The 23337-nt window shown below is 36.3% G+C and carries 24 protein-coding genes, 2 pseudogenes and 1 riboswitch; of the genes and pseudogenes, 16 read left to right on the top strand and 10 right to left on the bottom strand.

Features of this window, described 5'->3' with window-relative positions; all coding sequences use genetic code 11:
- Positions 1–87 precede the first annotated feature (87 nt).
- Genes H3Z85_01610 through H3Z85_01595 form a run of 4 tightly spaced genes read left to right on the top strand, consistent with a single transcriptional unit; the run spans position 88 to position 3417 of the window.
- Positions 88–828 (top strand): tetratricopeptide repeat protein, encoded by a 741-nt coding sequence (locus H3Z85_01610; GenBank protein ID QPQ52234.1) that lies wholly within the window; start codon positions 88–90, stop codon positions 826–828.
- Positions 828–2567 (top strand): BatD family protein, encoded by a 1740-nt coding sequence (locus tag H3Z85_01605; GenBank protein ID QPQ52233.1) that lies wholly within the window; start codon positions 828–830, stop codon positions 2565–2567. Before H3Z85_01610 ends, H3Z85_01605 begins: the two co-directional genes overlap by 1 nt.
- 44 nt (positions 2568–2611) lie before the next feature.
- On the top strand, positions 2612–3214 hold the full coding sequence (locus tag H3Z85_01600; GenBank protein QPQ52232.1) for a MarC family protein: 603 nt from the start codon (positions 2612–2614) through the stop codon (positions 3212–3214).
- A gap of 5 nt (positions 3215–3219) precedes the next feature.
- Positions 3220–3417 (top strand): hypothetical protein, encoded by a 198-nt coding sequence (locus H3Z85_01595; GenBank protein QPQ52231.1) that lies wholly within the window; start codon positions 3220–3222, stop codon positions 3415–3417.
- 92 nt (positions 3418–3509) lie between these two features.
- Here H3Z85_01595 and H3Z85_01590 read toward each other — a convergent pair whose 3' ends face one another.
- The 5 genes and pseudogenes from H3Z85_01590 to H3Z85_01570 form a co-directional block, all read right to left on the bottom strand.
- The gene (locus H3Z85_01590; GenBank protein ID QPQ52230.1) at positions 3510–4481 is read right to left on the bottom strand and encodes a chorismate-binding protein; all 972 of its coding nucleotides are present in this window, start codon (positions 4479–4481) and stop codon (positions 3510–3512) included.
- A 266-nt stretch (positions 4482–4747) separates the two neighbouring features.
- Entirely contained in the window at positions 4748–5179 is a 432-nt protein-coding gene (locus tag H3Z85_01585; protein QPQ52229.1) for a PaaI family thioesterase, read from the bottom strand.
- A 46-nt stretch (positions 5180–5225) separates the two neighbouring features.
- Positions 5226–5810 (bottom strand): 1-acyl-sn-glycerol-3-phosphate acyltransferase, encoded by a 585-nt coding sequence (locus tag H3Z85_01580; protein ID QPQ52228.1) that lies wholly within the window; start codon positions 5808–5810, stop codon positions 5226–5228.
- A 316-nt stretch (positions 5811–6126) separates the two neighbouring features.
- Positions 6127–7851, bottom strand: coding sequence for a PspC domain-containing protein (locus H3Z85_01575; GenBank protein ID QPQ52227.1), 1725 nt, complete (start codon positions 7849–7851; stop codon positions 6127–6129).
- A gap of 11 nt (positions 7852–7862) precedes the next feature.
- Positions 7863–8191, bottom strand: a pseudogene (locus tag H3Z85_01570) (PadR family transcriptional regulator).
- A 387-nt stretch (positions 8192–8578) separates the two neighbouring features.
- Here H3Z85_01570 and H3Z85_01565 point away from each other — a divergent pair.
- Both H3Z85_01565 and H3Z85_01560 read left to right on the top strand, forming a co-directional pair.
- Positions 8579–9271 carry a hypothetical protein gene (locus tag H3Z85_01565; GenBank protein QPQ52226.1) on the top strand — a complete coding sequence of 231 codons (693 nt, stop codon included), beginning with the start codon at positions 8579–8581 and terminating at the stop codon, positions 9269–9271.
- Positions 9272–9279: 8 nt separating this feature from the next.
- Positions 9280–9870 (top strand): HD domain-containing protein, encoded by a 591-nt coding sequence (locus tag H3Z85_01560; protein QPQ52225.1) that lies wholly within the window; start codon positions 9280–9282, stop codon positions 9868–9870.
- A gap of 161 nt (positions 9871–10031) precedes the next feature.
- Here H3Z85_01560 and H3Z85_01555 read toward each other — a convergent pair whose 3' ends face one another.
- The 3 genes and pseudogenes from H3Z85_01555 to H3Z85_01545 form a co-directional block, all read right to left on the bottom strand.
- Positions 10032–10415: an acyl-CoA thioesterase gene (locus tag H3Z85_01555; GenBank protein QPQ52224.1), complete on the bottom strand. Its 384-nt coding sequence runs from the start codon at positions 10413–10415 to the stop codon at positions 10032–10034.
- 114 nt (positions 10416–10529) lie between these two features.
- Positions 10530–10711, bottom strand: a riboswitch (cobalamin riboswitch).
- Between the two features lie 33 nt (positions 10712–10744).
- Positions 10745–11545 (bottom strand): hypothetical protein, encoded by an 801-nt coding sequence (locus H3Z85_01550; protein QPQ53819.1) that lies wholly within the window; start codon positions 11543–11545, stop codon positions 10745–10747.
- 235 nt (positions 11546–11780) lie between these two features.
- A pseudogene (locus H3Z85_01545) lies at positions 11781–13927 on the bottom strand (DNA mismatch repair protein MutS).
- Positions 13928–14049: 122 nt separating this feature from the next.
- On the opposite strand from H3Z85_01545, the gene H3Z85_01540 reads away from it, so the two are divergent.
- From H3Z85_01540 to H3Z85_01530, 3 genes are all read left to right on the top strand, one after another.
- Positions 14050–14568 (top strand): GNAT family N-acetyltransferase, encoded by a 519-nt coding sequence (locus tag H3Z85_01540; GenBank protein QPQ52223.1) that lies wholly within the window; start codon positions 14050–14052, stop codon positions 14566–14568.
- A 475-nt stretch (positions 14569–15043) separates the two neighbouring features.
- Positions 15044–15649 carry a hypothetical protein gene (locus H3Z85_01535; protein QPQ52222.1) on the top strand — a complete coding sequence of 202 codons (606 nt, stop codon included), beginning with the start codon at positions 15044–15046 and terminating at the stop codon, positions 15647–15649.
- A 101-nt stretch (positions 15650–15750) separates the two neighbouring features.
- Positions 15751–16392 carry a uracil-DNA glycosylase gene (locus tag H3Z85_01530; GenBank protein QPQ52221.1) on the top strand — a complete coding sequence of 214 codons (642 nt, stop codon included), beginning with the start codon at positions 15751–15753 and terminating at the stop codon, positions 16390–16392.
- On the opposite strand, the gene H3Z85_01525 is transcribed toward H3Z85_01530, so the two are convergent.
- Positions 16379–16888, bottom strand: coding sequence for a hypothetical protein (locus H3Z85_01525; protein QPQ52220.1), 510 nt, complete (start codon positions 16886–16888; stop codon positions 16379–16381). The two genes, H3Z85_01530 and H3Z85_01525, sit on opposite strands and share 14 nt — an antisense overlap.
- Before the next feature lie 16 nt (positions 16889–16904).
- Positions 16905–17396, bottom strand: coding sequence for a DUF456 domain-containing protein (locus tag H3Z85_01520; GenBank protein ID QPQ52219.1), 492 nt, complete (start codon positions 17394–17396; stop codon positions 16905–16907).
- A gap of 118 nt (positions 17397–17514) precedes the next feature.
- On the opposite strand from H3Z85_01520, the gene H3Z85_01515 reads away from it, so the two are divergent.
- The 7 genes from H3Z85_01515 to H3Z85_01485 all read left to right on the top strand — a co-directional run bounded on the left by H3Z85_01515 (position 17515) and on the right by H3Z85_01485 (position 23144).
- On the top strand, positions 17515–18777 hold the full coding sequence (locus tag H3Z85_01515; GenBank protein ID QPQ52218.1) for a mechanosensitive ion channel: 1263 nt from the start codon (positions 17515–17517) through the stop codon (positions 18775–18777).
- Positions 18778–18914: 137 nt separating this feature from the next.
- Positions 18915–19634, top strand: coding sequence for a pyridoxine 5'-phosphate synthase (locus H3Z85_01510; protein QPQ52217.1), 720 nt, complete (start codon positions 18915–18917; stop codon positions 19632–19634).
- A gap of 94 nt (positions 19635–19728) precedes the next feature.
- Entirely contained in the window at positions 19729–20508 is a 780-nt protein-coding gene (locus tag H3Z85_01505) for an alpha/beta fold hydrolase (protein ID QPQ52216.1), read from the top strand.
- 115 nt (positions 20509–20623) lie between these two features.
- A complete protein-coding gene (locus tag H3Z85_01500; protein ID QPQ52215.1) occupies positions 20624–20866 on the top strand; it encodes a microviridin/marinostatin family tricyclic proteinase inhibitor in 243 nt (80 codons plus the stop codon).
- A gap of 25 nt (positions 20867–20891) precedes the next feature.
- Positions 20892–21116 carry a microviridin/marinostatin family tricyclic proteinase inhibitor gene (locus tag H3Z85_01495; protein QPQ52214.1) on the top strand — a complete coding sequence of 75 codons (225 nt, stop codon included), beginning with the start codon at positions 20892–20894 and terminating at the stop codon, positions 21114–21116.
- A gap of 74 nt (positions 21117–21190) precedes the next feature.
- Positions 21191–22147, top strand: coding sequence for an ATP-grasp ribosomal peptide maturase (locus tag H3Z85_01490; GenBank protein QPQ52213.1), 957 nt, complete (start codon positions 21191–21193; stop codon positions 22145–22147).
- Positions 22140–23144, top strand: a complete 1005-nt coding sequence (locus tag H3Z85_01485) for an MvdD family ATP-grasp ribosomal peptide maturase (GenBank protein ID QPQ52212.1) — start codon at positions 22140–22142, stop codon at positions 23142–23144. The genes H3Z85_01490 and H3Z85_01485 overlap by 8 nt, the downstream gene beginning before the upstream one ends.
- The last annotated feature ends 193 nt before the right edge of the window (positions 23145–23337 follow it).

Below are 23337 nucleotides of genomic sequence, written 5' to 3'. Positions count from 1 at the left end.
TGATAAGTCTTTTTGGAGACTACTTTAACCGAACTTTAACAAATAAAACTCTGTTTATTAACATTTAAAGGAATAATTTTGCAAGTGATGAATACTAAAATCATTTTTTTATCGTTTATAGTTGCTTTCTCATTCTCAGGCATTTTGTTTGGGCAGGAAAACTATAGAACTTTGGTGCATGAAGGCAACCAGAAATTCGACGGTAAAGACTATGATGGAGCGTCTTCAAAGTATATGGAAGCGGCAAAATCTAATGATAAAGATTTTACCGCTCACTACAATCTGGGAAATGCTTTGTATAAAAGTAAAAAATATGAAGAGGCAAAAGCAGAGTTTGAAAAGGCAGAAAAACTTTCTCAGACACTTCCTGATAAAGCGGCAGCATTTCATAATTTAGGAAATGCTTATATGCAGATGAACCAGCCGGAAAAAGCTGCAGATTATTATAGAAAATCTCTGAAGCAAAACCCATACAGTGAGGCAACCAGAAAAAATTATGAAATTGCCAAGCTGAAAGAAAAAGAGCAACAACAGAAAAACCAGCAAAATAATTCAGGTAAAGGTGGTGGTGGCAGCGATCAGAACAAAGGTGATGATCAGAAAGGGGACAAAGACCAGAAGCAGGATCAGGGAAATGGTCAGCAGAATGAAGGCAAAAGCGACCAGGGGAATAATCCTCAGCAAAACCCTAATAATGAAGGAAGGATGCCAAAGAATCTCGAAAAAGCGATCTTAGATAAAATAAACGAAAAAGAAAAAGAAACCGCCAGAAGAATTTTAAACAAAAATTCTTATTCGATGCCTGAAAGCAACGAGAAAGATTGGTGATGCAACAAAAATTGATTTACATATTGCTTACTCTGGTATCCGTAATTACTTACGGACAGGTAAATCTTTCTCTTGACGCAGATAAATCCGAATATGGAAGTAAGGAGGTCGTAAACCTTACCATTGTTCTGGAACTTAATGGGATTGACCTTGAACAACAAACAAGATTTCAGCTTCCGGATCTTTCCAAATTTAATATCATAGGCAGTGGATCTGTAACCAATACGGTTATTGATCCGGCTACCAATACCTTGATTACTCAAAAAGTTTCCAGAATAGCCCTTGAACCCAAGAAAAAAGGGAAAATAAAAATCGGGTCTGTACTGGTTACGGTCAATAATAAAATCTACAAAACAGAGCCTTTTGATGTGACCGTTAAAGATTTCGTAGAAAAGAAATCTTTGGCAGCGAACAACTCAGGCGAAGTATTCCTGAATATGGAAATTGAAGACAGGGATATTTATCAGGACCAGCCTACAATTGCTGTTTTGAAAGTGTATTCCAGGAATATGGATAACCTGAGAAAGGTGAAAAATATTCATCTTCCCCATCAGGATAATATCTATGTACATCCTATTAATTTCAGCAAATCTGAAATTGATCCTTCAGGATACGGGAATATGGCTTCTCAGGTATTGGCCATGTTTATGGTGTTTCCGAATGAGGCAGGATATGTAGAAGTACCGGGAGTATCAGCTTCCGTCAATTCTTACTCTGGTAAAAATAAAATTGTTTCCAATAAAGTAAAACTGAATGTCAGAAAACTTCCTGAAGGAGCACCTGAATGTTTCAAAAATGCTGTAGGAAACTTTAACGTAAGTGTGTATAACGCATCGAAAGAAAAAGCTGAAGCTAAGAAACCTTTGAATGTTGTAGTGAAAGTTTCCGGAGAGGGAAATTTACCGGATATGGAACTTCCTAAAATTGCTGCTTCACCTGATTATGAAATTTTCACTCCAAAAATCACCTCTAAAGTTTCACCGGGATCTACAGGGATGAAAGGTGAAATTCTTGCCAATTATGTGATCATACCCAATAAATCCGGAGCAATCTCGATCAAGACGGAACAGTTTGCCTTCTTTGATCCTGAAAACAGGGAATATATTGATCTTGGCCAGAAGACCTTAGCATTGAATGCATTTTCTCATGATCAGATTATGGAGGCCCGTACAACTGTGGAAAAGGTTAATGAATATACCAATAACCTCCTTGAAACGGTTAATACACCGGTGCTGAAAACAACTTCCTTTAAAGTAAAGGAAAAAAGCAAATTCAACTGGAATACCCTTTTTATCAATATCGGTATTCTTTTCGGGCTGTTTATTCTATATCTGTTATTTAAAACTTGGCAAAAAAAACGTACATTAGTTAGGGAAACTGTATCCTCAAAACCTTTAGGTTCAGTGGCTGAAACGGAAAAAGAGATCAGGGAATTGCTGAAAACAGATATCAATGATTATTTTGGGTATCTTGAAAATCTTAAAGATAATGGTGAATATGAGAAGTTCTTCGTTACATTGGAAGAGTTGGATCATGAAGTAAGGAATCAATATTTCCAAAGTACTTCTGCGGAGTTTAAGACTTTTCTTGAAAAACACAAAGGGGCTTCACTTGCGGAAGACTACAGTAAATTGCAGCAGAAAATTCAGATTGAAAAATATGCTCCTGTGAAATCTGCTGAAGGGTTGGAAGAACTTTTGAAAACAATTGTTAATTTATATTCACAAATTAGCAAATAATCAGTTTATTTTCATATTTTTGCGAAATTTTTAATTACAAAGAGATGGAAATTTTTGATGGTTTCTCGTTTAAAGAGATTGTTACCAGTTTTATGGTCCTTTTTGCCGTAATCGATATTATCGGTTCGGTTCCCGTTATAGTAAGCCTTCAACAGAAGTTTGGGAAGATTGAGGCCGGTAAGGCTGCAATCACAGCAGGAGCAATTATGATTGTATTTCTGTTTGTAGGAAATAAAATTCTTAAGCTTATCGGAGTTGATGTCAATTCATTTGCCATCGCAGGAGCTTTTGTGATTTTTGTCATAGCACTGGAAATGATTTTAGGAATTGAAATCAACAAAACTACAGAAGCAAAGGCCGCATCTATCGTTCCCATCGCATTTCCGCTGGTTGCAGGGGCCGGAACTCTGACAACGGCTTTATCTCTCAGAGCTGAATTTCACGATATTAATATTATCTGCGGAATTATTCTTAATACAATTTTCGTATATTTGGTGCTGAAATCAGCGAAATGGTTAGAAAGAAAAATAGGGGATGCTACCCTGATGATTCTTCAGAAAGTTTTCGGAATTATCCTTTTGGCGATTTCAATTAAATTATTCACCGCAAACTTTGCACAATTGGTGCAGAATTATATTAATTTTTAAATATCATGAAGAAGTTTTATAAAGTATTTCTTGTCGTATTTATTGTTTTCATCGCGATCAACCTTTATGCGATCAACTGGCAGACGGATATCTTAGGAGATGAAGATAATGTTAGATTTGTGTTTTCAGCAGCAGCTGCTGCCCTTGGTCTTCTTGTGCTTTTTGTAATGGATACCTGGAGCAGGATAGGAGCAAAAAAGTAAATTGGATATTTCAATATAAATATAAACCTCTTTCATCGGAAAGAGGTTTTTTATTTTCAAGAACATATCTTCTTTGTGTTATACGATAAATATTACTTATCAATAACGAGGTTTTTTAATATGGCTTCAGCCTTCAGCTCGGTTTCTGTCCATTCTTTTTCCGGCTGGCTCTGATCTGTAATTCCTCCTCCTACAAAAATGTGTACTGCGTCTTTATACAACCTTGCACATCGCAGGTTAACAAAATACAGGATACTTTCTTCTGTTTCAACTTTAATATATCCTGCGTAGAATTCGCGCGGAAATTTCTCATACTTCCTTATATTTTCGTTACAGAAATCTTTTGGAATACCGCAAACAGCCGGAGTAGGATGCAAATCCCGTATAAGGGCATCTAAATCTCCCGGTTTAATATGGGTTTTAAAATCTGTACGTAAATGCTTGATATTCCCGGAAATATGGTCGTAGGTGCCAGACTGTTCAATTTCACCCGAATACTGTTTTAAAATCCCCTGAATATAGGTGCTAACAGGCTTTTGTTCTTCAATTTCCTTTTCAGACCATTCTTCTGATACAGGAAGAGTTCCTGCCAGCGCCATGGTTTCAAATTCGTGGGTTGTTTTATTGAATTTTCCCAATACTTCGGAAAAAGCTCCCATCCAGGCATTTTGCCCCTCGTGGAATATGTACCTGAATGCATTCGGGTAGGATGCACATAGATTGGTAAAGCTTTTTTTATAGTCGATAGTATTAAAATCTGTAAAAATTTTTCTTCTTGAGTACACCAGTTTTGGAAGATCATTTTCTTTAATCACCCTGATAACCTGTTGTAAATTTTGATAATACTCTTCATCAGTTTCCGCGATGAAACCTGTATTGTCTTCCGGAAAAGAGCCGTTGGAGATTGAAATCTGATCAAAATCCTCTGAGCTAACTTCTATCTTATTTCCATTGAAGTTAATCTGATTCAGGCTATCATAAGAATAAAAATCTATTGTGGTTTTGTTATTTTTTTCATCTGCAGAATACAATCTTTCGTCGAAAGGAAGTTTGAAATAAATCATGGGCTTAGGATAGGTTTTGAAAATCATTACCCGGAAATATTACAGGAAATTCCCAAGTTGATTTTCCTTTCTGCAAAGGTATTATTAGTCTTAAAGATGTCAAAATTAAAACACCTGTTTTTTATGAAATATCTTCATTTTTACCTGCGTTGATTTAGCTTTGATACGGTAGTGATGGATCGATATATTGACAGAAAATTACCGAAAGCCAATAAAAAAGACTCAAAAAAATTGAGCCTTGGGTTTTCGTTGAAGATATATGCTTCTTATTTCAGAATAATATTATTGGTCATCGTTGTATGGTTGATGAGTGTTCCCTTTTCGTCACGAATTTCAATCTCGGAAACGTGCATTGTTTTTCCTTTGCGGATAAAACGCGCAGTTGCTGTTACCGTTCCGTCTTTTTTACTTCTCAGGTGATTGGAGTTGATATTGGTTCCTACCCCGTAATATTTATTTCCGTCAATAAAAAAATTAGACAGGCTTGACCCTAATGTTTCAGCAAGTACACAACTGGCTCCGCCGTGCAGAATTCCGAAAGGCTGATGTACTTTTGGCTGGACGGGCATGGTTGCGGTAAGGGTTTCATTTTCTACGTCAATATCAATAAATTTTATTTCAAGTGTCTTTGCTAATGTTACACCCTCTCCCCAGTTATTTAAAAACATAAGGATTTCTTCTTTGGTTTGGTCTTTCATTTTTTATGATGAATAAATGATTAATTACAAATGATTTTATCAGCTTTTATTCTCCGGTGCCCATAATATCCGGATTCCAGTTTTCAGGAACTTTAGGAACAATATCATTTTTTACATAATAGTCCTGTATTTCCTGCATGATTTCAGCAAAAGGAACTGAAGCAATTCTTTCGTAAGGAATGGTGTAGCCCAGGTAGACGATATTTCTTTTGAAATCTCCTGCAGCCAGCACAATAGGAACTTTTGCGGCTAATGCCATATGATAAAACCCTTTTCTCCATTTCGGAACCCAGCTCCTTGTTCCTTCAGGAGTGATCACAAGGCTGAAATCTTCTTTAGCGAATTGCTTGGCAACGAAATTAACAAGATCGTTTTTCTGGCTTCTGTCAATACCGATACCGCCTAGCCCTTTTACAACACTTCCATACCAGGCTTTAGTGTGAGCGTCTTTAATGATTATTTTTAAGGGTTTCCCCAAGGACCAATAAGCGAAATTACCTAGAATATATTCCATATTGTGGGTGTGCGGAGCCACGACAAGGATACATCGGTTGAGGGTATTAACATCTCCCTGAAGAACGACTTTCCATCCCAATAATTTTAACATCAATTTGCCTATCAGCTTTTTCATAGATTCTTGGATTAAAAACAAAAAAGTATAACCAAATATTGGTTATACTTTACAAATATATTGAAATATTATCGCTCTTAAAATAAACCGTTAATTAAATCTACGATTTTCATTACGAATTCTAGTGCAAATTGGATCATAACAATAGTGTTTTTGGTTGTTGAGTTGGTTATTAATTTTAGTACTACGAAATTAAAACAATTTTTTTACATGACGAATTAAATAATATGATTTTTTTCACTTTTCTGAGAGAAGAAGAGTGTGAATTTCAAACGGTTGCTATCCATTCACACCTTCTGCCACTCTCTGAAGTTAATTATTTAGTTTGTATGGAAATTTCGTTTTTTCCGTCTTTGATTTTGATATCCACATCTTTATTTATTTTTTTGATGTCGGATGCTACAGAATCAATTACTTTCTTAGCCTGATTATTGGGAACTTTTTTTCCGTTGATAATAATGCTGTCTTTATCGTCTGAGTTATATTCTATGCTTGAACCGTTTACGGTGATTTTATTTTTTTCAATTCTGATTCCGTTGTGGTTGTTGTAGTCATCATCTTCACCGTTGTCGTCAATACCGTCTCCATTTAAGTCTCCATCGAAGTGGATCCCGTTTTTCTTTAATGGAAGTACAATTGTTTTTTGTGGAACAACCAATTCATAATCTACTCTGTAATCTCTGAACCTGTGTTCGTAAGGGTACTTCATAAAATTAGGAAGTATTACTTTGTTGTTCACTACTTCTACAGGAACTGTAAGCTGAACAGGGTAATTGTAGCCGTTTCCTTCTTTCTTAATGATCAGATAAGGTGTTTTGATATCTGTTTTTCTCGTGACATCCACAGAGATGTAATCTTCTTCATATACTGTTTTTTTATCAGAGTAAATATCATCATCATATGCTTTGAAATTCTGTGGAATATTGATTTGTTTTACATCTACATATACCGTATCAGAATTGGTGTTGATGGCAACATTTTCAATATCTTCCTTACTTCCTCTGTAGATCAGGTTTTTCTTAGCCATACTGATTCCGAAATAGGTTCCTAATCCGATAAGTAGCAGGAATAATCCACCGATTACCCATCCGATATTTCTCAGTTTTGTTTTTGGTGAGAAAATTTTGATACTTAGTAAACTGAAGATAATAGCAGGAATTAAACTACCGATAATCATCATGGCTGCCAGTACTTTATCAAGTCCGTTATCATCCATATAGAATCTGATCTGATTGGCCCCCGGAAAATCAGTATCCATTCCGAAAAGACCAAATAAAACAAATACCCCGATAATACTTGTTATAGCCATCAATACCAATAATCCACCGACAATATATTTGAATACATTCCAGATTCCACTGCTGGCATTAGTGATGTATGGTTTGTTTTCGTTGTAGATCTCTCCGACCCTCTGAGTAGATTCATTGGCAAATTGTACCAATTTATTAGACTCATTCTTAAGATTGTCGAAGTTCATAGGCTTTCCCTGCATTTTCAGGAAATCTGCTGCGGTTTCAGCTTTAGGAAGGACTAACCAAAGAACAACATACAGAAGTCCGATCAATGATGATGAAATGGCTGCTGTAAAGATGCCAAGGATAAAAATACCTAGCCAGATTGCTCTCATTGCCGTAATATCCATTCCTACATATTGAGCTAGCCCTGCGCATACTCCTGCAATTTTTTGCTTTTCAGGATCGCGGAACAATTGTTTTTTATCTGTATAATTGGTTCCTGAATTGTTCTTTCTGGTAGATGTTTTTTCTGAAAAATAAGCCTCCTCCTGTTCTTCAATTTTTTCAGGGGTCCCGATTTGTGCGATTACTTTTTCTACGTCAGTATCGTTGATTACTTCACGTTTTCCCAGAGAATCATTGAAAATCTCCACCATTCTTATTTCTATGTCATGCATTACCTCATCTGCTTCCGAAGCATCCAGTGAGCTTCTCAGAGCATTCAGGTAATCGCTGAGCTTTATATATGCGTGTTCTTCTATCGTAAAAGAAAAACCTGCGAGTCCTATTGAGAGTGTCTTGTTCATAGCTTTGTTTTTTAATTTTTTTGAGTGATTTGATTGACTGAAGCCGTCAGTTCATTCCAGGTATTGAGTAGTTCATTCAGGAAAAGTTTTCCTTTTTCTGTAATCTGATAATATTTTCTGGGTGGTCCTCCTGTTGATTCTTCCCATCTGTAAGAGAGAAATTCCCCGTTTTTAAGTCTTGTGAGAAGAGGGTAGAGGGTGCCTTCCACTACATCCAGCTTTCCTTTTTAAGTTCATCGATAAGGTCGGAAACATACATTTCGCGATGATTGATGAGACTTAAAATACAGAATTCCAGAATTCCTTTTCGCATTTGCGCTTTGGTATTTTCAGTATTCATCTTTGATAAGTTTTGTTAATTAGTTATAATCTTTAGAAAAATGCCCCTAGCTAGTTGAGCCTATTCTAATTTTACATTACAAAGATATGTAAATAAAATGGTATTATGCAATACAAAGTAGTAAAATTTTCAAAATAACATATTTAATATATTGATAATCAGTATAATAATTTTCCATCCTGTTTTTGATAGAATTACCGGAACTCATTTTTTAAGTGAAAAAAACGGTGGATATTTATAACAGAGCTTGGTAAAGGAGGAAAAATCAGACTAATTTTGAAAAAGAAAGTGTTTGGTTGCCCATATTAATAGCCCGGAGATTTTGTGATCGCTTTAATGATTTGTATTTTTGTTATAAATTATTACCAATCTCTATTAACTATTACTATGAAAATTTTAAATACGTATAAGATTTTATCTGCGGCTATTGTATTGGGACCTTTATGCTTTGGGCAATACCAGTTTGAGATTAAAAATGCATCAAAAAAATACAATGCAATTATCAATGTGGAAAATTGTTTTGATGACCGGTGTAAAGATAAAGGAACGATAGAATTATACGATAACAAAAACACTAAAGTACAGACTTTTACTTCTGATAATCTTATATTTAATTTAGAAAAGGGGCAGAAATTGGTCCCTGGTAAGATGCTTCAGCTATCCAACGAACAAAGTCCGGTCATTATTGATGATTTTAATTTTGACGGAACTGAAGATATCGCCATCAGAAACGGAAATATGGGGAATTATAGTGCTGATTCCTACGATGTCTATGTGTTTAACAGTACGAGAATGGCTTTTGTGAAAAGTGCAGAGCTGACTGATATCGGATCCAATTCTCTTGGATTATTTACCGTAGATCACAAGCGGAAAAGGCTTATTGCTACAGGCAAATCAGGATGCTGCATGTTTTTTACAACGGAATACGCCGTAATTCCTAATAAGGGACTGGAAGCAGTGCTGGAAAAAGAGGAAGATATGACGCAGGAAGACCGCGTAAAAGTTGTTACAAAAGAGAAAGTCAACAATAAATGGATGACTAAAACAAAAGTATATTCATCAGAACAATATAAAAGATAGAAAGTACAATGAAGATTCAGAGAGAGATCGATTTTATCCTTGCAGTAGATGCTTTGAAAAACGTACAAAGAAGAAATTACAATGCAGATGATTCCAGAAGGGAAAACACAGCCGAGCATTCGTGGCAGATCATTATTTTAGCTCAGATTCTTTATCCCTATGCTAAAAACCGCGCGGATATAGATTTATTGAGAGTAATAAGAATGCTTTCTATTCATGATCTGGTAGAAATCGAAGCAGGAGATACTTTTCTGTTTGATGAGGATGCGATGATAGGTAAATTTGAAAGAGAGAAAATATCGGCTCAGAATATTTTTGGTATCCTAGATGAACCTTTGCGTACGGAATTCTTTAATCTATGGCTTGAATTTGAAGAGGAAAAAACACCGGATGCAATTTTTGCGTGTGCTATCGATAGAATCATGCCCTTTATTCTCAATTCGCATACTTCAGGTAAAAGCTGGACGGAAGCTGGGGTAACGGAGAGACAAATCAGAAATATGCTGGAAAATGCTATCACAAGGGCTTCAGATGAAATGGGTGAGGCTTTTGAACTTTTGTTGAACAGAAGCCTGGAAACTGAAAAAGTTTTGAAGTAAATGGTTACCTATAAAATAAGATCCTTGTTAGAATAATAAATAAGCCAGCTGTGTAGCTGGCTTATTGTATATTAAAAGCAGAATCCGGAATAAAAACATTGTAAAGGGCTAGCTCACGAATGACTCGGGCGGCCTTTGGCCGCCCGAGTCATTCGTGAATATTATAGTATCTGAATTGGTTTCTTGAATTCATCAATCGCTACAAAAGTAAAATCACCTATAATCGCTTTTTCTCGCTCGTAAGAGTACATTTGCTCGGTAAAGATCTCAACATTTACCTTCATACTCGTTTTTCCTACATATGAAACTTTTCCGATCAACTCTACAATTGTTCCTGCCGGGATTGGTTTTTTGAAATCAATTTTGTCACTGCTTACCGTTACCACTCTTTTTCTTGCGAAACGGGTTGCGGTAATGAAAGCCACCTCATCCATCAGCTGCATAGCCGTGCCTCCAAAAAGAGTATCATAATGGTTGGTAGTGTTAGGAAAAACCGCTTTAAAGATTCTTGTTTCGGATGCTTCAATTCTTTCTTCTGTAGTCATATTTCATTATTAATTAAAGCGAAATGAAATGTTATCAAACAACAGAATAATGACAGGAACTTTAAAAATCCCTGAAACAATCCATCAGATCAAAACAACTTCAGATCGCGAAAGTTTCTTGTTTAAGAAAAAGGCAGGTCTCCTGACTTGTAACATCTTTTATCTCCTTCCCATGCCCCGCACAGTGGATCTTTTATAAAAGACTTTTGTTACTTACAGTTGCGCGACAGTCCGTGATTTTCACACGGTTCCCTTTTAATCTGCGGTTAAGCAGAACCAGTTTCTATGATGAATAAGTATAAAACTTTTCGGGTGCAAAAATAATGAAATTATTCCGGATTATGATAAATAATCTGACTGATCACTCTCCCTTTTTTGATCGTCCAGAGAGTCGTATATCTGTTTTCTCCTGAACCATTGATCATATAAAGAAAAATATTATCATTGTCAAGAGCCGTTACCGATACATTATTGAAATCCATAGTAGGCTGGAACATGTTCTTAATGGCTTCTCTTACAAAAACAGAACCTCTTCCCGGTTGCTGAACTCTGATAGATTTGATCTCGGTCATCCCTTCAGGAAGGTCGTTGCCTATTCCCCACGGTTTTATCTTATCAATGGTAAGAATCTTTCCGTTGGCGTCCTTTTCCTTTTTACGGTAACCTGCATTGGAAGGGTAGACGTCAATAACTACTTTGCTTCTTTGCGCGGTAGGAACTTTAGGGTCGGAATTATCTGTAAAGATCATAGATTTCCCGTTTTTTGATTTGGTGGGAGTGTAGGCCGGAAGCTGATCAATATAGGCAATACGCTCTTTGTTGACCATTCCTTCCTTATCAAGGGTTTCATATCTTACAAAAGGTTTGTCATCATCCTGTTTCTCAGGATATTTGATCCATATCCATTCCGTTTCTCCGGGAGCAGGTTTTACATAAACAAAGACATCTCCTTTGCGCATACGGATTTTATCTACAATCTTTCGGTAGTTATCCTTGTGTACACGTACATTGGCATATCCTTCTTCTGCTTTTACCACGCCGAAAGGAACCTTATTCTGTCCTTTAGCCAATGCTACAGAGAAAATACTGAAGACCGATAAGTAGAATGCTTTGTTTACTGAAACCATTATCACAAATTTTAGATCCCCAAATATATAAATTAAAAATTGTTGAAAAGATATTTATGTTATAGGAGTTGTTTTAATTTTTTGATGGTAAATTTGTGAAAACAGAACAGCTTTATTTGTATTCTGAATGGTTTTTACGGTAATTCATAAAAATATAGACAAGGGTTTGAGATCAAAAAGAAAGAGAGCATCATCAGACACTCTCTTTTATATTGGAATCAATGGATTTTCAGATTGATTAAATTCTCTCAAGTTCATCCGAATCAATCGTAGTTTTGAAAGTTCCGTAATTAACAACTACCTTGTTTCTTGAGATTTTCTCAATAGTTCCTACGCTTGTACTTCCCGTTATACGAACTCTCTGTCCTACCTTCATCCAGACTTCGCGATCGGTTTTGCGTTTCTCTTCCAGTCTTTCATTGGTTTCAGCAATTTTTTCAATCACTTCTTCCTTTTTAAGCTGTTGGGTGATCTTTCTCTTAACCACCTGAAGACGTTTCGTTTCATCCTTATCACTGCCCAGTTTTCTGAACTTTTCCTGCTCCAGTAATTTTACAAAATCTTTGACAACGTCTTTTCGTGATTTACCCTTGGTGTAACTGTCGATGAACGTTTCAATTTTATTTCCAAACTGAAGTTTACGGTGTTCTTCCTCATACAGCTTCTGAAAGTTGAATAACTTCTGCTGAAGCTGGTCATTGAGCTTCTGAAGATTATCGCGTTTGTCTTCTACAGATTCTTTTCTTTCTGCAAGATCAGATTTCAGTTTTTCAACTTCAAATTTTTCCTGCTGAAGTTTGACAATCGTTTTATCAAGGTTGACAATGTCATGCTCTACTTTTTTCTTCGCCGAATGGATGATAAACCTTGGAATTTTATTCTTTTCAGCCACTTCAAAAGTAAATGAACTTCCTGCCTGACCTACTTCCAGTTTGTACATGGGTTCCAGGGTCTCTTCGTTAAAAAGCATTGCCGCATTCTGAGCATTCGGAAGTTGCTCAATCACCAGTTTAATATTGGTGTAGTGTGTGGTAATGATGGCAAAACTCTTTTGTCATAGAAATATTCCATAAAGCTTTCGGCCAAGGCACCTCCAAGTTCCGGATCAGAACCTGTACCAAACTCATCAATTAATAGGAGGGTATCTGCATCTGCTTCGCGGATGATTCCCGACATCTTCTTCAGTCTTGAAGAATACGTGGAAAGGTGGTTCTCGATAGATTGATTATCACCAATATCCGTCATCATCTTCTCAAAGAAAAACATCTCCGATTTTGGATGCACAGGAACCAGAATACCGCTCTGAATCATCAGCTGCAACAATCCTACAGTTTTCAGGGTAATGGATTTTCCTCCGGCATTCGGACCGGAAATACAGATAATCCTGTTGTGCTCCGTTAACGACAGGGTTTGAGGGAAAATAGTTTTATTTTCCACCTTATTTCTAAGCCATAGCAAAGGATGGTAAGCATCTTTTAACTTCAGTGTTTTGTGGCGGTTGATCTTAGGAAGCACTCCATTGATGGATTCACTGAATTTTGCTTTAGCCCTTGTCAGGTCCAGATCAAAAATATACATCTGATATCTCCATAGCTGAGGCTGAAATTCTGCAAGATCAGCAGTAAGTTTTCTGAGAACCTTATCAATCTCTTTTTTCTCTTCTTCTTCGTTTTCCCGAAGTTTAAAATAATGTTTTACCACACTATCCGGTTGGATATAAGTGATAGAACCTGTTTTTGAAATTCCCAAAGTTCGTCCTGGAACTCTCTTTTTGAAACCTGATTTTACAGCCAGTACCCTCTGGTCATCAATAATTGTTTCCCTTATGTCATCCAAAAAGTCGCTCTGTCCATAGGTGGTGAGTGCTCTGTTGAAATTTTCCTGGATCGCTTTTTTAGCATGCTGGATTTCTGTTCTCAATCCTTTTAATACAGGGGAAGCTTCGCTTTTTACCTCACCAAAACGGTTAAAAACTTTATCTACTTTTTCAATGATTTCTTTTCTGAATTCCAGAACGGAAACTTCTTCCATCAAAACAGGGAAGGTTTCAGGCATGGTAGGGAAAAACTTCTGAAGCCTTCCGATTTGCTCCGTAAGGGTTTTTATTTTGATGAAAACACTGTTTTCCAGACGGTAATTCTCGATAAGCATCAGTTTCAGCTCACTTTCAATATCCTCATATTCATCAAACGGAATCGCATTTGAACTTTCAAAACTTGACAGGTATTCTGACGTTTTTTTTAACGAAAGTTCCGCCTCGTCAATTTCCATCGGACGAAGTTGAAGAATTTTTTCTCTTGTTTTCGGAGAATACGCAAATGGGGAGATTTCCGCGAGCAATTGCGGAAACTCTAATTCGTCTAAATCTTCTTTATCTATATACACACTGCAAATTTAGTGAGAAAATGTGAATATGATGCGGTGCACGTTTGAAAATGAGGCAATTTGACACGAAGAGAACAAAATATGACCACTCCTGAATCAAATCCGTTTAGTACATTTGAGTTATGGAAATAGAAACGGATCGATTATTATTAAAAGAAATTAACGAAAGCCATATTGATGATATCCTGAAAATCAGAAGTAATGAAATGATTAATCAGTATGTGAAAAGGAATTCACCAAAAAATAATTACGATGCACTGGAATTTATACTGCACATCAGAAAAAAGACACAAGATAAGGAGATGATCTTCTGGGGGATTTCTGATAAAGGCCAACAAAACCTGATAGGAACCATTTGCCTGTGGAACTTTTCTCAAGATAGAAAAACTGCAGAAATCGGGTACGAACTGCTTCCAGAATACCACCGGATGGGAGTGATGACAGAAGCACTGCGGTCTGTTTTACAATATGGATTTACTATTCTGAATTTGCAAGAAGTTCTTGCATTTACCGACAAAAATAATAAAAGTTCTCAGAGGCTCCTTATAAAAGGTGGCTTTGTTCTGCAGGAAGCAAAAGATAATGGAGAAAAAAATGAAAACTTGCTTTTTATGTTAAAAAATGAAAGAATGAAAGTGTAAAGGCTATGAATGTTTTTTTTTATATTCGCCATAAATTATAACCATGTACACTATTTATGAAAAATGAAGTAAAATCATTAACCGGCCTCAGAGGAATTGTAGCACTATGGGTAACGTTTTTTCATTTTTTTTATTTTAAAAATATCCTTATCGGAAGTATTGTAGGAAAGGGCTATGTGGCAGTAGATATATTTTTTGTCCTGAGTGCTTTTTTACTGACTGTTTCTTATTCTGAGAAATTTAAGAGCCTCAATTTTCAGGTCATTTGGGATTTTTATAAAAGAGGGTCAACAGGATCTATCCTGTGTATTTTATATCGGTTTTGGTGATTGCTCTATTTTTCGTGGAAACTTCTAAAACCAAATTTTTGATCAATGCCGCATTATTACAATGCTTTTTTAATCCCAATTATCTGTTGAATATAGTTTATTGGTCATTAAGCACAGAGTGGATCTGTTATTTGATTTTCCCCTTTATGCTTTGGTTTATCATACGTTGCAAAATACGAAGCGAGATATTAATCATTGCAAGTTTGTTGCTGAGATTTGTTCTTCCACATCTTCCCGATACCCTTCATATTGGTGCAGATGTTCCCATGCAGATAGGGAAATCTTCAAAGTATCTTGATATTCCGTACGGGTTGAATTCTTTGGTAAGAACAATTTCTTCTTATCTTCTGGGAATTGGTGTTGTATCTTTTTCAAGTATCCAGATAAAGAAGGACGGTTATTTCATTTATATTGCCATTATATTGTCTGTATTACTTTTGTATACGGATCGGGGATTGTTCTTTATCCCTTTATTATCTGCTTTTATCATTAAAAATTTATACGAGGGAGGACAGAATTTTGTGAAAACATTTTTGGAAACCAAAGCAATATACCTGTTGGGTAATATTTCATACTCGTTGTACATTATACATTATATCGTCAGAAAACAATATATAAACATTGTGGATATTGTATTCATCAACAATCTGATCCTGATCCTGTTTTCTTTGATACTCTCTTATTTTTCCTATATCTTAATTGAAAAAAGAGTGAAAATATTCAGGCCGGCAAGGAAGTTATTGCCTAATTAACTGAAGAGCGGGATTTGGTGTTCTGGTAATTAAAAGATATTTTTGTAACCTGCTTGTAAGTAAAGCCGGAGTATTTAAATCATCACATTATCCCATCAATCATGACCTGGACAGAAATTTTAGCCCCAATAAAAAGCACTGAATATTTTAAAACACTTTGGGAAAAAGTGAAAAACGAGTATGCTACAACAAAAGTTTTTCCCCCGAAAAATCAGATTTTCAGAGCATTGGAAATTACTCCATTCGAAGATGTAGAAGTTGTGATCATTGGTCAGGATCCTTATCATAATGATTATCAGGCTAACGGATTGTGTTTTTCTGTTTCCGAGCAGGTTGCCGCTCCGCCTTCACTGAAAAATATTTTTATTGAATTGAAAGATGATTTGGGCGTGGTGCGAACGTCAAAAGAGCTGGATGACTGGGGAAAACAAGGCGTTTTGTTATTAAATGCAACCCTTACAGTCCGGGCACATACCCCAAACTCTCATAAAGATCTCGGATGGGAAAAATTCACCGATTTTATCATTAAAGAGATCTCCGATAAAAAGGAAAATGTAGTCTTTGTTTTATGGGGAGCTTTTGCACAGAAAAAAGCCGAACTGATAGATCCGGCCAAGCACTTTATTCTGAAATCTGCACATCCTTCGCCATTCTCTGTTTACAGAGGTTTTTTTGGAAGTAAGCCGTTCTCAAAAATTAATGAATATCTTGTTTCTAAAGGCAAGAAGCCTATTTCCTGGTAGTGTCTGAAGGTTCTTCAGCCTTTTTTATACTGATTCCTATTTTGTATTTTCCGGCCAGAGCAGCTGTACCTCCTTCTGATTTAGGGTAAGGAGTTACTTCCTGTAAGCTGATCATATAGCCGTTGAAGTCTGTAGACTGGTGGTAATTTCTGGAAGGATGATCCATGCTTGCAAGCTCCAGAGTCATCGGTCTGGTAGCGGTTCCCATAACCTGAATCTTCGCAACGGCCACCCCGGCCCAGATACAGTTGACCCCTTCAGGACAGCGGCTGTCTTCAGAAATTCCCTTGAATGTTACATTCATCCCATAGGCTTTCAGAAATTTATTTTCCCCTTCCGTAAAGTAAATGATGCCTTCTTTTTGATCATTCGGTTTCGTTGCTTTTGTATCGGACATCGCATCGGTTTTTTTTGGGTCGTTTTTCATTTTCTTTTGGGCATCGCATCCTGTTAATGCAAATATTCCCAGACTCAGTATGAAGATTTTATGGAACATAGTTTCTTTATTTAGGTTAAATAATATCGAACATATTTAAAAGTACCACCAAAAACATTGCCACTCCCACTACAAAACTGAAACCGGTTCCATAAATGAATCCGATCAACGCTCCCTTGGTAGATTGCAGGGCTTTATTCATATCCTTGCTATCATGAAGCATCTCACCAATAAACACTCCTGCAAACATTCCGATCAGAAAGCCGAGCGGAATGGGAAGGAACAGTCCTACAATAGTTCCGATCACTGAACCGATGCTTCCCCAGCGGGTTCCTCCATATTTTCTGTTCGTTTTGGCAGGAATTACATAGCTGAGTACCACAGAAGCGATGGTAAGAATACTGAAAGCCCAGATATAAATCATAGGAAGATCAGCATCTGTCCCGAATTTATAGATCAAAAGACCACAGATGCTTAATAATAATCCCGGAAGTACCGGAAGAAAAGTTCCCAGTATCCCGACCAATAATAAAACAAGACATAGAATATTGATGATTGTAGTATCCATTCTTTAAAATATAAACGAAGATATGAAAAAAGATAATTTATAACAGATTTTAAAATTTGGGATGAAAATTGATTGTCAATACTAAAATCATGATTCTTAATTTCATAAATTTGCTGTAATGAAAAACGAAATACAAGATACCCGGGATTTTCTGCAGAATATCAGTGATCAGATCCATTATTTTGTGAGAGATCATGTATATCCTGATTTGGCACTTCCCACTCAGATCATGTTGAAATTTATATTTCTGGCAGGTCTCATCTATCTTTTGGATTTCATCTTTAAATTAATCGTTAATACTGTTTTCAAATATTTTTTTGATAAAGAAAAGTATCCTGTTTTAAAATCAATCTATGATTCAAGAATTACAAACTCAGTAGTTCATTTAGGAGCACTGAACTTTGCAGGATACGCATTACTGTCTGTATTTTACAGACATCCCAAAAGTTTTGCATTGCTGGAAATCATTGTAAGTGTGGCCACTATCTTTGTGATTGCAGGAATGCTTTTCAGGGCTTTGACAGCTTTCAGAAACTACTTTGTGATCAAGCAGGATTATTATAAAATCATGACCCTTAATGCCATTTCTGAAACAGTCAAAATTTTTGGAATTTTTGTACTGTCGGTTATCGGTATCTGTATTGTTTTCGGGATAAAAGGAGGAACTATTTTAGGAAGTTTAGGAGCCATTACAGCTGTTTTAGTATTGGTTTTCAGAGATACTATTTTAGGATTTGTAACCGGACTCCATGTGGCTACCTCAAAAAATATGAAAGTGGGAGACTGGATCAGTATTCCAAAATACAGTATTGAAGGAAATATTACAGAAATCAACCTTCTTACCACAAAAATCACCAATTTTGACAAGACAGTTTCTACTATTCCTACTTACGATTTACTGACAACGGAGATCAAAAACCTTCAGGTGATGTCTGAATCCAATACCAGAAGGATCAAGAAATCTATTTATTTTAATATTAATTCTTTTAAATATCTTACAGATGAGGATATAGAAAGATTAAAAGAAATCAATCTCATTTCTGAATACCTGGAAAAGAAACGGCAGGAAATAAAAAGTGAGAAAGAAAGCTTACAGCACAGAGATAAAATCATTAATGGCAGGCAATTGACCAATATCGGGGTGTTCAGATATTACGCGCAGAAGTATATAGAAAATGATCCTGATGTTGATAAAAATGGCACCAGAATGGTCCGTCAGCTGGAAATCACTCCACAAGGGCTTCCTCTGGAAATTTATTGTTTTGCCAATGATTCGAAATGGGAGCATTTTGAACAAATTCAGGCGGATATCTTTGACCATCTGCTGGTCGCATCAAAGGAATTTGAGCTTCAGGTAATGCAGGTAAGCGTTAAGGTCTGAGAAAGTAAACCTTACCTATTCAGTATAATTTTTAATCTAATTTTAAATGATAATATACTTAGAAAACATAAATAAGCAGTAGGATAGGGTTCCGTATTTATGTCCCTAATTATATTATCTAACATCTAAATAAGGAAATGACAAAACTAAGCGTAAACATTAATAAAATTGCGACCTTAAGAAATGCAAGAGGAGGTGAGACACCAAGTGTCACAGAAGCAGCAGTAAAAATTCAGGAATTTGGCGGACAGGGGATTACAATTCACCCAAGACCGGATGAAAGACATATCACAAGAAAAGATGTCTATGATCTGAAACCATTGGTTACGACTGAGTTTAATATTGAAGGAAATCCCCACAAAAGCTTTATTGATATGGTGCTGGAGGTAAAACCTGAACAGGTAACGCTGGTTCCTGATGCTGATGACGCTATTACTTCCAATGCAGGGTGGGATACTAAAAAACACCTTGAGTACCTTACTGAAATTATTACGGAATTTAAGAATGCCGGAATTCGTACCTCCATCTTTTTAGATCCGTTACCTGAGCTTATCGAATCTGCTGCAAAAACAGGAGCCGATAGAATAGAGCTGTATACCGAAGCGTATGCAAAAGATTATTTTAACAATAAAGAGCTCGCCATCAAACCTTATTACGATACTGCAGTAGAAGCCACAAAATTGGGTCTGGGAATCAATGCCGGACATGACTTAAGCTTAGACAATTTAAAATATTTTGCTGATCATATTCCTAATTTACTTGAAGTCTCAATCGGTCATGCACTCGTATCTGAAGCACTTTATATGGGATTGGAAAATACAGTTCAGGCTTATCTGAAAAGGCTGGCAAAATGGTAAAATAGAGAGCAGATATCTGTGGGAGAGTGTTGATCAATAGTATGATTTTACTTGTCACACGGAATTTGAGATCTTAAATCTGTTACTTAAAAATATGGAAATTTTAAATTCAAAAATATTTGGCGAGAACCAATCCGGTACGCCGCTTCTTGTATTCCACGGATTATTTGGAATGCTTGATAACTGGGGAAGTTTTGGAAAAGACCTGGGAGAGTTTATTCCGGTGCATCTTATTGACCTTCGAAACCATGGCAGAAGCTTCCATTCGGAGGATATGTCACATGATGATCTGGCAGACGATATTGCCCGCTATATGGATCATTACGGCATTCAGAAAGCTCATGTTTTAGGACATTCCCTGGGCGGGAAAGCGGTAATGCAGTTTGCTATACAATATCCTGAAAAAGTTGAAAAACTGATTGTTGTAGATATTTCTCCAAAAGCGTATCCTCCCCATCATCAGGGCATTATAAAAGCGCTTGAAACTGTAGATTTTAACACAGTGGGGTCAAGAAATGAAGTAGAAGCTGTCCTGAATCAATATATTCCTGAAAGGTCTACAGTTCAGTTCCTTACTAAAAACCTGTATTGGGATGACAATAAAAAATTGAAATGGAGATTTAATCTTAAGACATTATCGGAAAAATATAATGAATTTGTTTCGAATGCTGTAAAGTTCGGTGTTTTCGAAGGTGAAACGTTATTCATCGCCGGCGCGAAGTCCAATTATATCCTACCACAGGATGAATACGGCATAAAACAGCAGTTTCCGAAAGCTCAAATTGTTACCGTAAAAAATGCAGGACATTGGGTTCAGGCTGAAAATCCTGTGGATTTTGCAATTGTTGTTAAGCAGTTTTTGAATATTGGTTAATTTTATTCTTTGTAATTTGAAATAGTGTTAAAATTTTATTAAAATCTTTTATTATTTCTCCATAAGATGAATTTTTTGTACTTTGGTTTTGTCAAAAAAATAAAAATATTAACTTATGGAAAACAAAAATTCAAAGAAGAAGCCGTTTTTCGCAACATTCTTGGAAAAACAAATTAAAGATCCTGAAACAGTGAAAGGAGGCTCTACGATTACTTTAATTACTGTAGATACTGTAACCTCAGCGATCAAAGATCATATTACTACTGCAGCTCTTGAGGATAGCGTGAGCACGCATAAAAATGATAATGTAACCATGAAATATCCGTCCGATGGTGACGAGGATGTTTTAGAAGCATAATAAAAACAGCTAAATCATTAATCATATGAAAGGTAACAACTCAAAAAAGAAGCCGTTTTTCGCATCATTCCTGGAAAAACAAGTGAAAGATCCGGAAACCGTAAAAGGAGGTACAGACATGTCTATTCCTGAAAGAGATGCTATTACTAAACCAGCTATCGATACAGTGACTTCTCCAAAAGATGATATGCAGCACACGATGAAGTATCCTTCTGATGGTGATGAAGATACAGTATCTGTTCCTTTATAAATCAAGTAGTATACACTAAAATTAATAATAGGGAAACTTAATCTTTAAGTTTCCCTTTTAATAACACCGGCAAAATGATTCTCTGCATCACCCATTCACAGGATTATTATAATATAGACCTCTTCTTTGCATATCTTTCTTCTCAGAATGTCCCTTATTTCAGATTAAACTCTGATCGTCTGAACCATTTCCAGAAGATCAGTGTAACCGAAAATTCTTTTGAATTGACAGATGAATACGGAAATAGCATTCATTCTGAACAGATCCAAGGAGTATGGCACCGGAAAGCCTGGAAAATAAGTGTTCCGGAAGAACTGGACCCGGATTATGAGAAAATATTCCTGAGTGAATATGCAAGTCTGAGATATAACCTGATTACTGTTTTAGAAGATATTCCCTGGATCAACCCTTATGAAACTGAAAAGAAGATCGACGGAAATAAGATGTTTCAGCTGAAAACTGCAGAAAAAAACAGACTTATCATTCCTGAAACCGTTTTCTCCAATAACGAAGAAAAAATAAAAAACTTCTTTCATCAGTACTGCAACGGAAAAGCAATAGCTAAGCTCCATGGTGTAACGGCAAAAACAATGTCGGGGGAAAACATGATTTCCACGACAGTTATTGAAGAAGACTCTCTGGAGCACCTGTCAGATATTGCCTATTGTCCGATGATCTTTCAGCCCTATATTGAAAAAGAATATGAATTACGCATTGTATATATCGATGGCGAATTTTTTACAGGGAAAATCAACAACAGTGAAAACACAGACTGGCGATTGACGCGTGAAGAGTATTTTTGGTCAGCTTATGAACTTCCTGATCAGATAAAAGAAAATCTTACATCCATGATGCAGGAAATGGGGCTCTATCTTGGCGCTATCGATATGATCAAAGGAAAAGACGGAAAATATTATTTCCTCGAAGTGAATCCACAGGGAGAATGGGGAATGCTGCAAAAAGAACTGAACTTTCCCATCGCAGAAAAAATTGCCGATAATCTTATCAAAAGAATTAATTTCCATGAATAAAATTTTAATTATAACCCATACCGAAGATAACTTTTCAATTGAAAAAGTAACAGAATACATCGAAAAAAATAACTGTGAAGTGATCCGTTTTGATGTTGACCTATACCCTTTGCACAATAGACTTTCAACTGTTTTCCAGGACGGAGAATGGATCAGCATTCTCGATACTCCTGACGCCCAATACCGCTTAGATGATATCTCAGCCATTTGGTACAGAAGAGCATATAATATAGGGAAAGGTCTGAAAGAAGAAATAGACTCAAAATTTTACGGAGCGGCAATGGGAGAAATCCGCAATACGCTCTTTGGTTTTTTTGAATCTGTAGATGCCTATTCATTAGGTAAACCCAGTGTCTACAGAAGGCTTGACAGTAAGGAAGAACAGCTGAAGGTTGCTCAAAAAATCGGGCTTACTATTCCTGATACCTGTCTTACCAACAATCCTGAAGAAGCAAGAAAATTTATTGTAAAGAATAAGAACGTTGTAGCGAAAATGCAGACTGGTTTTGCTATTTATGAAAATGGAGTGGAAAATGTAGTCTTTACCAATGTCGTACATGAAGATAAACTTGAAGAGCTTGATTCGCTGTTGTATTGCCCGATGCAGTTTCAAAGAATGATTGAAAAGAAAAGAGAGCTTCGGATCACCATTGTAGGCAGAGATGTGTATGCTTTTGAAATTGATTCGCAGCAATCTGAGGATGCAAAGATTGACTGGAGAAAAGACGGTATTAAACTGATTGATAAATGGGTCCGAACTGAGCTTCCTGCCGATGTTGAAGCAAAACTGTTGGAGCTGCTGGATGTATATCACGTTGATTACGGAGCGATAGACATGATTGTTTCCCCTGAAGATGAGTATTATTTCATCGAGATCAATGCCGCCGGAGAATTCTTCTGGCTGGATAATCTTACCGACGGAAACCTGATCTCCAAAAGTATCGCAGAACTTCTTTGTGATAAAGCTCCGAGAAGAAATAATATGGTAATGGCTTAAAATTATATTAGCATTACTGTAAAATCCTGAAAGATCGAATGATGATCTTTCAGGATTTTTTTTCTGATTTTAAAAAGATTGATTGTAAAGTCTACATCCTCTTTCAACATCCATTTTAAGCTTTTAAGGACGTAAGTGTACCAATCTTTTGCCTTTGTTGTCATTTAAAATTGAAGATTTAGACTTCTTAACC

The organism is Chryseobacterium indologenes, from assembly GCA_016025055.1.
GTDB lineage: Bacteria > Bacteroidota > Bacteroidia > Flavobacteriales > Weeksellaceae > Chryseobacterium > Chryseobacterium indologenes.
Note: the sequence above shows the minus strand (reverse complement) of the source record. Positions and strands in the feature narration are given on the sequence as shown.